This is a genomic window from Sorlinia euscelidii (assembly GCF_036452135.1).
GTDB classification, from domain to species: domain Bacteria; phylum Pseudomonadota; class Alphaproteobacteria; order Acetobacterales; family Acetobacteraceae; genus Sorlinia; species Sorlinia euscelidii.
The window spans coordinates 1-10,822 of record NZ_JAWJZZ010000010.1 but is presented as its reverse complement, the minus strand read 5'-3'; the positions used below and the strand labels follow the sequence as shown (position 1 = coordinate 10,822).

The following is a 10,822-nucleotide window of genomic DNA, read 5'->3' as shown; positions in this document are numbered from 1 at the left end:
CGGAGTCATCCTCTTCGGCGGGGGAGGCAAGCGAGAGCGTGCCGTCCGCGTTCAGCGGGGCAATGCGGTCCCCCGGCAGGCCGGAATAGACGCGCACTTCTGTCGTGAAGTTCAGCGGGTTGCGCCCCGCGCTGGTATTGCCCAGGATAGTCTGGCGCGTCAGTGTGTTGACGGCCCCGACTTCCAACGCGCCCACGCCCCATTCGGCCTGGGACCCGTCTTCGGCGTAATAATAAACATCGCCCCCTTCCGCCAGGGCGGTGGCGAAGCTGCGCCGGCCTGTCGGCGCGCCATTCAGCACGAAGGCACCTGTGCCGGGATTGGTGCTCGTCTCCAGGACGAGATCGAGGACTTTGGGCGTGCTCATAATCTTTCCTTGATGTCGATGGTGGTGGCGTGCCTGTCCGCCGCGCCGAAGGGGTTGGAAATCTCATTCATGACGGCCCGCCCATAAAGCGCCGCCTTTGTCACATTCTGCGGCGCCGCACCGGGGTTGGGGATAAAGAGCGTATTGGCACCGCTGGCGGCCGCAATCTGCAGGCTGCGCAGGGCGGACACATCGTCATCACCCAGTGACTGATGGGCGATGGTCAGCCTGCGCTGCACATATTGCGGCGCAACAAATTCCGCCCCTGCCATGGTGGTGGTTTCAAGCGCGGTGGCGCTCACATTTTCCGTGCTGGCCGCGGCGTAATTGCGGGCCGGTTGAAAGAGCGGCCCCGCATAGCAGAGCGGGATGGAAAGAAAGCCATCCGGGTTATCGTGATCGGTGATGTCGAGGCGCATCTGGTCGCCTGAATAGGCCCGGGGGAGGACAATCACGCATTGCCCGTTCACCGGCGCCGTCCCATCAGAGGTGGCCTCAATGATCGCGACATCGCCGCGGAAAAGCGTCACACGCAAAACCGCGTTGGCGGTCAGATTGGTGCGATGCACACTGACGACGCGATATGCGCCCACGGCACGAAGCACCAGCGACACCGTGTCCCCGATCGCCCGCCAGGCCAGGCTTGCTGCGCCTTGTGGAAGTTTAAGGTTGGTCACAGGCAGTTGCGCGTGCTGGGAAGACGCACTGAGAGAGCCGATCAGAACAAAATTCTGCCAGCCAAAGCCACAATTTTCCATTTTGTCAGACCAGTAGGGTAAGGGTGGTGGTGGGGTCGAGCGCGTTTGACATTTCGCCAATTACCGTGCCGCGCGCGCCATCCTCCGCGCCCGGGATCGGGGCGCGGAGGAAGACCGTGTCGCCCAGCTCAAATCCTGTCGCCATGTCGCGCGGCACGTCGATCGCCCACATATGACGCCGGCGGCCCCAAACGTCACCGAGGCGATCCGCAATGGCAGCCGCATCGCTCTCCTGCGCCAGGGCGGTTGTCAGGAGAGGCGGGTCGGACGGGACGCGCCAATCTGATTTGACCGCCGTGCTGACCCATAAGGCGGCACGGTCTGACTCAGCGATAAAATTGCGCTGGTCCACCGAGATCTGGGGATGCAGGTCATTCAGATGGATCTGTCGCGTAAAATTATGCGCATAGCCGACGCGCCAGCGCCAGGGTGGCGGGTCCAGCGACGCATCCAGACGCATGGGGGCGATGCGGGCAATCACATCGGCGCTGAGATAGCGCAGTTCCGGCACATCGTCACAGACCCGTCTCATCAGAAAGGGCCGCAACGTGCCGGTGCGTGTCGGGATCAGGCTGATGCCCAACCCGGAAAGCAGCGTGTTGCAGACGCCCCGGCCCGAGACATTTTCCCCGCCATCCCAATACCAGCCCCCCGACGGGTCATAAGATTCTGAAACCGCGTCCCAACCCGGGTCGATGAAGTTGGCAGGCAATGTCAGATCTTCAATCAGCATCTGTCTGAGGAGGCTCAGCAAGCCATGCGGCGCGGCGCCGGAGGGGAAGCGCCCCGTCGCGTCGAGGGTGATGGCATAGACAGGTTTGGTGCCCAGGCGCAGCCACGTGCCCGCGGGCGAATGCTGGATGGTGTAATGGCCGGGCGCGGGCGGTGCGGCGTAAAGATCATCAACCCGCCCGCCAAAGGCGATCCCCCACCGAAGCCCCCTTCATAAACCGCTGTGATCTCCGCTTCCGCGTCGGAGAGCTGATAGACAAGATTAACGGCATCAATCAAAATCGGGGTGATATTGCGGCACATGCCGCGCAGGCGTGGGTGGCTGCGGCCGACAACGTTTTTATCCCCGTCCAGACCGCCCCCGCCGCCATAACTGCGCGTGGGCATGGCTGTATCAAGCCAGTAAGTTGCATCCAGCAGCGGCACCTCAAAGCCGGTCGGCCCGGGCTGCCAGTTGCGCCCGAGCCCGGCAAAGACGGGGGCGGTTGCGTCATAAGGCGGGTCACGCCAGATCTGCCGCGCCGCGTCCCAATCTTTCCGCCCCGCGCGGATGCGGACAGGGAGGTGATCATTGACACGGCTTTGCAAAAGGCCTGAGAGCGCGCCATCAGGGTTTGCGATTTCCAACGCGCCCACACTGTAACTGCCGCCCAGCGCCTCGGCTGAGAAGGTCAGTGCGCGCGTGAGGCTCAAACCTTGAATAACGTAAGGTGGGTAGGGCGTATGATCATCCGACACGTAACCCGCATCGGAATATCGCAGGGTCTCATAGCTTTCCACCGCTTGCGGATAAGCGGAGAGCGCCCCCAGGGGCGACCGTTCCAGCCTTCAAGCCCCGCCATCTCGGGCAGGACCGCCTTGTTGCGGATGAGGTCGAGTTCGACAAGCTGCACGCGCATCAGGCGCGCCTCGGGCGCAGCGCTTCATTATTGCTGGCCTGTTTCTGCTGCGCCTGGATAAGCTGAACCTGCTGTAGCAGCTCCTGCATTTTATCGCGCAGCGCCAGCATGGCGTCCTCCTGCTTTTTGGAAAGTTTCTCGACCAGGCTGGCGGTCAGTTTGTCGCTATCCGCGCCTGAAAGCCCGCCCAGCATCTCTGTCAGGCGCTGAAAGTCATCCGCATAGCCCGTGCCCGAGCCCCAATATTTCTGAGAGAGGCGCAGGGTGGTTTCCATATCGCCCTGGAAGCGACCGAGCGCATCCGAATCCCCCGCCATTGCGGCGTTATAATCCTTCGCGACATTGTCATTCGCGACCTGATATTGGTCCTGAATGGAGAGGGGCGAATAATCCGACGTCGCCAGACTGCGCGCATAGTCTGTCAGGCTGCCGAAGCTTGTCGTCAGTGACTGCGCCGCGGAAAGGCTCGCCTGCTTTGCCTGATCCGCATATTGCTTCTGGATGTTCAGCCTCTCCGCGGCGAGGGTTTTATCAAGCGCCGTTGCCTGGTCGATATAAGCCTTCTGCGACGCATAAGCATCGCCGAGATAATTCTCCCACGATGTTTTAAGCTGCTGCCGCTGCTGCGCCGCCGACACGTCGAAATTCAGCAGAGCCGCACCCTGATGATCGCCGGTGGCGCAGCAGCGGCAGCAGCTTAAAACATCGTGGGAGAATTATCTCGGCGATGCTTATGCGTCGCAGAAGGCTTATATCGACCAGGCAACGGCGCTTGATAAAACCCTCGCCGCGGAGAGGCTGAACATCCAGAAGCAATATGCGGATCAGGCAAAGCAGGCGAGCCTTTCCGCGCGCAGTCACTGACGACAAGCTTCGGCAGCCTGACAGACTATGCGCGCAGTCTGGCGACGTCGGATTATTCGCCCCTCTCCATTCAGGACCAATATCAGGTCGCGAATGACAATGTCGCGAAGGATTATAACGCCGCAATGGCGGGGGATTCGGATGCGCTCGGTCGCTTCCAGGGCGATATGGAAACCACCCTGCGCCTCTCTCAGAAATATTGGGGCTCGGGCACGGGCTATGCGGATGACTTTCAGCGCCTGACAGAGATGCTGGCGGGCTTTCAGGCGCGGATAGCGACAAACTGACCGCCAGCCTGGTCGAGAAACTTTCCAAAAGCAGGAGGACGCCATGCTGGCGCTGCGCGATAAAATGCAGGAGCTGCTACAGCAGGTTCAGCTTATCCAGGCGCAGCAGAAACAGCCAGCAATAATGAAGCGCTGCGCCCGAGGCGCGCCTGATGCGCGTGCAGCTTGTCGAACTCGACCTCATCCGCAACAAGGCGGTCCTGCCCGAGATGGCGGGGCTTGAAGGCTGGAACGGTCGCCCCTGGGGGGCGCTCTCCGCTTATCCGCAAGCGGTGGAAAGCTATGAGACCCTGCGATATTCCGATGCGGGTTACGTGTCGGATGATCATACGCCCTACCCACCTACGTTATTCAAGGTTTGAGCCTCACGCGCGCACTGACCTTCTCAGCCGAGGCGCTGGGCGGCAGTTACAGTGTGGGCGCGTTGGAAATCGCAAACCCTGATGGCGCGCTCTCAGGCCTTTTGCAAAGCCGTGTCAATGATCACCTCCCTGTCCGCATCCGCGCGGGGCGGAAAGATTGGGACGCGGCGCGGCAGATCTGGCGTGACCCGCCTTATGACGCAACCGCCCCCGTCTTTGCCGGGCTCGGGCGCAACTGGCAGCCCGGGCCGACCGGCTTTGAGGTGCCGCTGCTGGATGCAACTTACTGGCTTGATACAGCCATGCCCACGCGCAGTTATGGCGGCGGGGCGGTCTGGACGGGGATAAAAACGTTGTCGGCCGCAGCCACCCACGCCTGCGCGGCATGTGCCGCAATATCACCCCGATTTTGATTGATGCCGTTAATCTTGTCTATCAGCTCTCCGACGCGGAAGCGGAGATCACAGCGGTTTATGAAGGGGGCTTCGGTGGGGGATCGCCTTTGGCGGGCGGGTTGATGATCTTTACGCCGCACCGCCCGCGCCCGGCCATTACACCATCCAGCATTCGCCCGCGGGCACGTGGCTGCGCCTGGGCACCAAACCTGTCTATGCCATCACCCTCGACGCGACGGGGCGCTTCCCCTCCGGCGCCGCGCCGCATGGCTTGCTGAGCCTCCTCAGACAGATGCTGATTGAAGATCTGACATTGCCTGCCAACTTCATCGACCCGGGTTGGGACGCGGTTTCAGAATCTTATGACCCGTCGGGGGCTGGTATTGGGATGGCGGGGAAAATGTCTCGGGCCGGGGCGTCTGCAACACGCTGCTTTCCGGGTTGGGCATCAGCCTGATCCCGACACGCACCGGCACGTTGCGGCCCTTTCTGATGAGACGGGTCTGTGACGATGTGCCGGAACTGCGCTATCTCAGCGCCGATGTGATTGCCCGCATCGCCCCCATGCGTCTGGATGCGTCGCTGGACCCGCCACCCTGGCGCTGGCGCGTCGGCTATGCGCATAATTTTACGCGACAGATCCATCTGAATGACCTGCATCCCCAGATCTCGGTGGACCAGCGCAATTTTATCGCTGAGTCAGACCGTGCCGCCTTATGGGTCAGCACGGCGGTCAAATCAGATTGGCGCGTCCCGTCCGACCCGCCTCTCCTGACAACCGCCCTGGCGCAGGAGAGCGATGCGGCTGCCATTGCGGATCGCCTCGGTGACGTTTGGGGCCGCCGGCGTCATATGTGGGCGATCGACGTGCCGCGCGACATGGCGACAGGATTTGAGCTGGGCGACACGGTCTTCCTCCGCGCCCCGATCCCGGGCGCGGAGGATGGCGCGCGCGGCACGGTAATTGGCGAAATGTCAAACGCGCTCGACCCCACCACCACCCTTACCCTACTGGTCTGACAAAATGGAAAATTGTGGCTTTGGCTGGCAGAATTTTGTTCTGATCGGCTCTCTCAGTGCGTCTTCCCAGCACGCGCAACTGCCTGTGACCAACCTTAAACTTCCACAAGGCGCAGCAAGCCTGGCCTGGCGGGCGATCGGGGACACGGTGTCGCTGGTGCTTCGTGCCGTGGGCGCATATCGCGTCGTCAGTGTGCATCGCACCAATCTGACCGCCAACGCGGTTTTGCGTGTGACGCTTTTCCGCGGCGATGTCGCGATCATTGAGGCCACCTCTGATGGGACGGCGCCGGTGAACGGGCAATGCGTGATTGTCCTCCCCCGGGCCTATTCAGGCGACCAGATGCGCCTCGACATCACCGATCACGATAACCCGGATGGCTTTCTTTCCATCCGCTCTGCTATGCGGGGCCGCTCTTTCAACCGGCCCGCAATTACGCCGCGCCAGCACGGAAAATGTGAGCGCCACCGCGCTTGAAACCACCACCATGGCAGGGCGGAATTTGTTGCGCCGCAATATGTGCAGCGCAGGCTGACCATCGCCCATCAGTCACTGGGTGATGACGATGTGTCCGCCCTGCGCAGCCTGCAGATTGCGGCCGCCAGCGGTGCCAATACGCTCTTTATCCCCAACCCCGGTGCGGCGCCGCAGAATGTGACAAAGGCGGCGCTTTATGGGCGGGCCGTCATGAATGAGATTTCCAACCCCTTCGGCGCGGCGGACAGGCACGCCACCACCATCGACATCAAGGAAAGATTATGAGCACGCCCAAAGTCCTCGATCTCGTCCTGGAGACGAGCACCAATCCCGGCACAGGTGCCTTCGTGCTGAATGGCGCGCCGACAGGCCGGCGCAGCTTCGCCACCGCCCTGGCGGAAGGGGGCGATGTTTATTATTACGCCGAAGACGGGTCCCAGGCCGAATGGGGCGTGGGCGCGTTGGAAGTCGGGGCCGTCAACACACTGACGCGCCAGACTATCCTGGGCAATACCAGCGCGGGGCGCAACCCGCTGAACTTCACGACAGAAGTGCGCGTCTATTCCGGCCTGCCGGGGGACCGCATTGCCCCGCTGAACGCGGACGGCACGCTCTCGCTTGCCTCCCCCGCCGAAGAGGATGACTCCGAAACCGCCCCGACCACAAATGGACACGTAAACGCCTCGACGCGCTGGAGGCCACCGTCCGCCAGCTGGTCGAAACCCTCAAGGCCGACAGCGCCGCAGCCTACGTCAAAAAAGCCGGGATGAGATGACGGGGCACCTTACGGTGAGTGTGACCTACTCCGGCGGGCGCATCGTGAGTAAGCAGTATGATGGCGGTCTCGTCAAGCAGATGGGGCCATATCAGCAGATCGGCTCAATCACGGGCCCTTACGATATCGCCTCCCGTGGCGTCGTAAAGCATCGTATAGCCACAATAGAGGGTGCGATATCGTAAGGGCCCGTGATTGAGCCGATCTGCTGATATGGCCCCATCTGCTTGACGAGACCGCCATCATACTGCTTACTCACGATGCGCCCGCCGGAGTAGGTCACACTCACCGTAAGGTGCCCCGTCATCTCATCCCGGCTTTTTTGACGTAGGCTGCGGCGCTGTCGGCCTTGAGGGTTTCGACCAGCTGGCGGACGGTGGCCTCCAGCGCGTCGAGGCGTTTACGTGTCCATTTTGTGGTCGGGGCGGTTTCGGAGTCATCCTCTTCGGCGGGGGAGGCAAGCGAGAGCGTGCCGTCCGCGTTCAGCGGGGCAATGCGGTCCCCCGGCAGGCCGGAATAGACGCGCACTTCTGTCGTGAAGTTCAGCGGGTTGCGCCCCGCGCTGGTATTGCCCAGGATAGTCTGGCGCGTCAGTGTGTTGACGGCCCCGACTTCCAACGCGCCCACGCCCCATTCGGCCTGGGACCCGTCTTCGGCGTAATAATAAACATCGCCCCCTTCCGCCAGGGCGGTGGCGAAGCTGCGCCGGCCTGTCGGCGCGCCATTCAGCACGAAGGCACCTGTGCCGGGATTGGTGCTCGTCTCCAGGACGAGATCGAGGACTTTGGGCGTGCTCATAATCTTTCCTTGATGTCGATGGTGGTGGCGTGCCTGTCCGCCGCGCCGAAGGGGTTGGAAATCTCATTCATGACGGCCCGCCCATAAAGCGCCGCCTTTGTCACATTCTGCGGCGCCGCACCGGGGTTGGGGATAAAGAGCGTATTGGCACCGCTGGCGGCCGCAATCTGCAGGCTGCGCAGGGCGGACACATCGTCATCACCCAGTGACTGATGGGCGATGGTCAGCCTGCGCTGCACATATTGCGGCGCAACAAATTCCGCCCCTGCCATGGTGGTGGTTTCAAGCGCGGTGGCGCTCACATTTTCCGTGCTGGCCGCGGCGTAATTGCGGGCCGGTTGAAAGAGCGGCCCCGCATAGCAGAGCGGGATGGAAAGAAAGCCATCCGGGTTATCGTGATCGGTGATGTCGAGGCGCATCTGGTCGCCTGAATAGGCCCGGGGAGGACAATCACGCATTGCCCGTTCACCGGCGCCGTCCCATCAGAGGTGGCCTCAATGATCGCGACATCGCCGCGGAAAAGCGTCACACGCAAAACCGCGTTGGCGGTCAGATTGGTGCGATGCACACTGACGACGCGATATGCGCCCACGGCACGAAGCACCAGCGACACCGTGTCCCCGATCGCCCGCCAGGCCAGGCTTGCTGCGCCTTGTGGAAGTTTAAGGTTGGTCACAGGCAGTTGCGCGTGCTGGGAAGACGCACTGAGAGAGCCGATCAGAACAAATTCTGCCAGCCAAAGCCACAATTTTCCATTTTGTCAGACCAGTAGGGTAAGGGTGGTGGTGGGGTCGAGCGCGTTTGACATTTCGCCAATTACCGTGCCGCGCGCGCCATCCTCCGCGCCGGGATCGGGGCGCGGAGGAAGACCGTGTCGCCCAGCTCAAATCCTGTCGCCATGTCGCGCGGCACGTCGATCGCCCACATATGACGCCGGCGGCCCCAAACGTCACCGAGGCGATCCGCAATGGCAGCCGCATCGCTCTCCTGCGCCAGGGCGGTTGTCAGGAGAGGCGGGTCGGACGGGACGCGCCAATCTGATTTGACCGCCGTGCTGACCCATAAGGCGGCACGGTCTGACTCAGCGATAAAATTGCGCTGGTCCACCGAGATCTGGGGATGCAGGTCATTCAGATGGATCTGTCGCGTAAAATTATGCGCATAGCCGACGCGCCAGCGCCAGGGTGGCGGGTCCAGCGACGCATCCAGACGCATGGGGCGATGCGGGCAATCACATCGGCGCTGAGATAGCGCAGTTCCGGCACATCGTCACAGACCCGTCTCATCAGAAAGGGCCGCAACGTGCCGGTGCGTGTCGGGATCAGGCTGATGCCCAACCCGGAAGCAGCGTGTTGCAGACGCCCCGGCCCGAGACATTTTCCCCGCCATCCCAATACCAGCCCCCGACGGTCATAAGATTCTGAAACCGCGTCCCAACCCGGGTCGATGAAGTTGGCAGGCAATGTCAGATCTTCAATCAGCATCTGTCTGAGGAGGCTCAGCAAGCCATGCGGCGCGGCGCCGGAGGGAAGCGCCCGTCGCGTCGAGGTGATGGCATAGACAGGTTTGGTGCCAGGCGCAGCCACGTGCCCGCGGGCGAATGCTGGATGGTGTAATGGCCGGGCGCGGCGGTGCGGCGTAAAGATCATCAACCCGCCCGCCAAAGGCGATCCCCCACCGAAGCCCCTTCATAACCGCTGTGATCTCCGCTTCCGCGTCGGAGAGCTGATAGACAAGATTAACGGCATCAATCAAATCGGGGTGATATTGCGGCACATGCCGCGCAGGCGTGGTGGCTGCGGCCGACAACGTTTTATCCCCGTCCAGACCGCCCCGCCGCCATAACTGCGCGTGGGCATGGCTGTATCAAGCCAGTAAGTTGCATCCAGCAGCGGCACCTCAAAGCCGGTCGGCCCGGCTGCCAGTTGCGCCCGAGCCCGGCAAAGACGGGGCGGTTGCGTCATAAGGCGGTCACGCCAGATCTGCCGCGCCGCGTCCCAATCTTTCCGCCCGCGCGGATGCGGACAGGGAGGTGATCATTGACACGGCTTTGCAAAAGGCCTGAGAGCGCGCCATCAGGGTTTGCGATTTCCAACGCGCCCACACTGTAACTGCCGCCAGCGCCTCGGCTGAGAAGGTCAGTGCGCGCGTGAGGCTCAAACCTTGAATAACGTAAGGTGGGTAGGGCGTATGATCATCCGACACGTAACCCGCATCGGAATATCGCAGGGTCTCATAGCTTTCCACCGCTTGCGGATAAGCGGAGAGCGCCCCCAGGGGCGACCGTTCCAGCCTTCAAGCCCGCCATCTCGGGCAGGACCGCCTTGTTGCGGATGAGGTCGAGTTCGACAAGCTGCACGCGCATCAGCGCGCCTCGGGCGCAGCGCTTCATTATTGCTGGCCTGTTTCTGCTGCGCCTGGATAAGCTGAACCTGCTGTAGCAGCTCCTGCATTTTATCGCGCAGCGCCAGCATGGCGTCCTCCTGCTTTTGGAAAGTTTCTCGACCAGGCTGGCGGTCAGTTTGTCGCTATCCGCGCCTGAAAGCCCGCCCAGCATCTCTGTCAGGCGCTGAAAGTCATCCGCATAGCCCGTGCCGAGCCCAATATTTCTAGAGAGGCGCAGGGTGGTTTCCATATCGCCCTGGAAGCGACGAGCGCATCCGAATCCCCCGCCATTGCGGCGTTATAATCCTTCGCGACATTGTCATTCGCGACCTGATATTGGTCCTGAATGAGAGGGGCGAATAATCCGACGTCGCCAGACTGCGCGCATAGTCTGTCAGGCTGCCGAAGCTTGTCGTCAGTGACTGCGCCGCGGAAAGGCTCGCCTGCTTTGCCTGATCCGCATATTGCTTCTGGATGTTCAGCCTCTCCGCGGCGAGGGTTTTATCAAGCGCCGTTGCCTGGTCGATATAAGCCTTCTGCGACGCATAAGCATCGCCGAGATAATTCTCCCACGATGTTTTAAGCTGCTGCCGCTGCTGCGCCGCCGACACGTTTCGAAATTCAGCAGAGCCGCACCCTGATGATCGCCGGTGGCGCTCAGATAGCGTGCTCTTACGGTGTCGGCATTCTGGCTCAGCGTCC

The 10,822-nt window shown here is 61.9% G+C and carries 23 protein-coding genes and 1 pseudogene; 10 read left to right on the top strand and 14 right to left on the bottom strand.

What is annotated here, in order from left to right:
• The 5 genes and pseudogenes from CGLAMM_RS11255 to CGLAMM_RS11235 all read right to left on the bottom strand — a co-directional run.
• A pseudogene (locus tag CGLAMM_RS11255) lies at window positions 1–367 on the bottom strand (hypothetical protein); the annotation flags it as partial.
• On the bottom strand, window positions 364–1,125 hold the full coding sequence (locus CGLAMM_RS11250) for a hypothetical protein (protein ID WP_394819153.1): 762 nt from the start codon (window positions 1,123–1,125) through the stop codon (window positions 364–366). The gene CGLAMM_RS11250 and the pseudogene CGLAMM_RS11255, both read right to left, overlap by 4 nt.
• A gap of 4 nt (window positions 1,126–1,129) precedes the next feature.
• The gene (locus tag CGLAMM_RS11245) at window positions 1,130–1,858 is read right to left on the bottom strand and encodes a hypothetical protein (protein ID WP_418115720.1); all 729 of its coding nucleotides are present in this window, start codon (window positions 1,856–1,858) and stop codon (window positions 1,130–1,132) included.
• Between the two features lie 14 nt (window positions 1,859–1,872).
• The gene (locus tag CGLAMM_RS11240) at window positions 1,873–2,637 is read right to left on the bottom strand and encodes a hypothetical protein (protein ID WP_418115719.1); all 765 of its coding nucleotides are present in this window, start codon (window positions 2,635–2,637) and stop codon (window positions 1,873–1,875) included.
• Between the two features lie 118 nt (window positions 2,638–2,755).
• Entirely contained in the window at window positions 2,756–3,394 is a 639-nt protein-coding gene (locus CGLAMM_RS11235; protein ID WP_418115718.1) for a hypothetical protein, read from the bottom strand.
• 37 nt (window positions 3,395–3,431) lie between these two features.
• Between CGLAMM_RS11235 and CGLAMM_RS11230 the strand changes: the two genes are divergently transcribed.
• From CGLAMM_RS11230 to CGLAMM_RS11210, 5 genes are all read left to right on the top strand, one after another.
• On the top strand, window positions 3,432–3,620 hold the full coding sequence (locus CGLAMM_RS11230; RefSeq protein WP_418115717.1) for a hypothetical protein: 189 nt from the start codon (window positions 3,432–3,434) through the stop codon (window positions 3,618–3,620).
• A gap of 125 nt (window positions 3,621–3,745) precedes the next feature.
• Window positions 3,746–3,907, top strand: a complete 162-nt coding sequence (locus tag CGLAMM_RS11225) for a hypothetical protein (RefSeq protein ID WP_418115716.1) — start codon at window positions 3,746–3,748, stop codon at window positions 3,905–3,907.
• Between the two features lie 152 nt (window positions 3,908–4,059).
• Entirely contained in the window at window positions 4,060–4,269 is a 210-nt protein-coding gene (locus CGLAMM_RS11220; protein WP_418115715.1) for a hypothetical protein, read from the top strand.
• A complete protein-coding gene (locus CGLAMM_RS11215; protein WP_418115714.1) occupies window positions 4,266–4,682 on the top strand; it encodes a hypothetical protein in 417 nt (138 codons plus the stop codon). The genes CGLAMM_RS11220 and CGLAMM_RS11215 overlap by 4 nt, the downstream gene beginning before the upstream one ends.
• Complete coding sequence (locus tag CGLAMM_RS11210) at window positions 4,655–4,942, top strand: hypothetical protein (RefSeq protein WP_418115713.1); 288 nt, start codon at window positions 4,655–4,657, stop codon at window positions 4,940–4,942. The genes CGLAMM_RS11215 and CGLAMM_RS11210 overlap by 28 nt, the downstream gene beginning before the upstream one ends.
• Window positions 4,943–4,990: 48 nt before the next feature.
• On the opposite strand, the gene CGLAMM_RS11205 is transcribed toward CGLAMM_RS11210, so the two are convergent.
• A complete protein-coding gene (locus CGLAMM_RS11205) occupies window positions 4,991–5,140 on the bottom strand; it encodes a hypothetical protein (protein ID WP_418115712.1) in 150 nt (49 codons plus the stop codon).
• Between the two features lie 16 nt (window positions 5,141–5,156).
• Between CGLAMM_RS11205 and CGLAMM_RS11200 the strand changes: the two genes are divergently transcribed.
• Genes CGLAMM_RS11200 through CGLAMM_RS11180 form a run of 5 tightly spaced genes read left to right on the top strand, consistent with a single transcriptional unit; the run spans window position 5,157 to window position 7,122 of the window.
• Window positions 5,157–5,684: a hypothetical protein gene (locus CGLAMM_RS11200; protein ID WP_418115711.1), complete on the top strand. Its 528-nt coding sequence runs from the start codon at window positions 5,157–5,159 to the stop codon at window positions 5,682–5,684.
• Between the two features lie 4 nt (window positions 5,685–5,688).
• A complete protein-coding gene (locus CGLAMM_RS11195; RefSeq protein WP_418115710.1) occupies window positions 5,689–6,162 on the top strand; it encodes a hypothetical protein in 474 nt (157 codons plus the stop codon).
• A gap of 42 nt (window positions 6,163–6,204) precedes the next feature.
• Window positions 6,205–6,447, top strand: coding sequence for a hypothetical protein (locus tag CGLAMM_RS11190; protein WP_418115709.1), 243 nt, complete (start codon window positions 6,205–6,207; stop codon window positions 6,445–6,447).
• Window positions 6,444–6,932, top strand: a complete 489-nt coding sequence (locus CGLAMM_RS11185; protein ID WP_418115708.1) for a hypothetical protein — start codon at window positions 6,444–6,446, stop codon at window positions 6,930–6,932. The genes CGLAMM_RS11190 and CGLAMM_RS11185 overlap by 4 nt, the downstream gene beginning before the upstream one ends.
• Before the next feature lies 1 nt (window position 6,933).
• Entirely contained in the window at window positions 6,934–7,122 is a 189-nt protein-coding gene (locus tag CGLAMM_RS11180; RefSeq protein WP_418115707.1) for a hypothetical protein, read from the top strand.
• 118 nt (window positions 7,123–7,240) lie between these two features.
• On the opposite strand, the gene CGLAMM_RS11175 is transcribed toward CGLAMM_RS11180, so the two are convergent.
• The 8 genes from CGLAMM_RS11175 to CGLAMM_RS11140 form a co-directional block, all read right to left on the bottom strand.
• On the bottom strand, window positions 7,241–7,735 hold the full coding sequence (locus CGLAMM_RS11175) for a hypothetical protein (RefSeq protein WP_418115706.1): 495 nt from the start codon (window positions 7,733–7,735) through the stop codon (window positions 7,241–7,243).
• The gene (locus CGLAMM_RS11170; RefSeq protein WP_418115705.1) at window positions 7,732–8,193 is read right to left on the bottom strand and encodes a hypothetical protein; all 462 of its coding nucleotides are present in this window, start codon (window positions 8,191–8,193) and stop codon (window positions 7,732–7,734) included. The genes CGLAMM_RS11175 and CGLAMM_RS11170 overlap by 4 nt, the downstream gene beginning before the upstream one ends.
• A 358-nt stretch (window positions 8,194–8,551) precedes the next feature.
• A complete protein-coding gene (locus tag CGLAMM_RS11165; RefSeq protein ID WP_418115704.1) occupies window positions 8,552–8,842 on the bottom strand; it encodes a hypothetical protein in 291 nt (96 codons plus the stop codon).
• A 23-nt stretch (window positions 8,843–8,865) separates the two neighbouring features.
• Complete coding sequence (locus tag CGLAMM_RS11160; protein WP_418115703.1) at window positions 8,866–9,321, bottom strand: hypothetical protein; 456 nt, start codon at window positions 9,319–9,321, stop codon at window positions 8,866–8,868.
• A gap of 165 nt (window positions 9,322–9,486) precedes the next feature.
• Entirely contained in the window at window positions 9,487–9,699 is a 213-nt protein-coding gene (locus CGLAMM_RS11155) for a hypothetical protein (protein WP_418115702.1), read from the bottom strand.
• Between the two features lie 7 nt (window positions 9,700–9,706).
• On the bottom strand, window positions 9,707–9,982 hold the full coding sequence (locus CGLAMM_RS11150) for a hypothetical protein (protein WP_418115701.1): 276 nt from the start codon (window positions 9,980–9,982) through the stop codon (window positions 9,707–9,709).
• Window positions 9,969–10,370 (bottom strand): hypothetical protein, encoded by a 402-nt coding sequence (locus CGLAMM_RS11145; RefSeq protein ID WP_418115700.1) that lies wholly within the window; start codon window positions 10,368–10,370, stop codon window positions 9,969–9,971. Before CGLAMM_RS11145 ends, CGLAMM_RS11150 begins: the two co-directional genes overlap by 14 nt.
• Window positions 10,345–10,822: hypothetical protein (locus tag CGLAMM_RS11140; RefSeq protein WP_418115699.1), on the bottom strand; the 478-nt coding region annotated here is incomplete at its 5' end. The genes CGLAMM_RS11145 and CGLAMM_RS11140, both read right to left, overlap by 26 nt.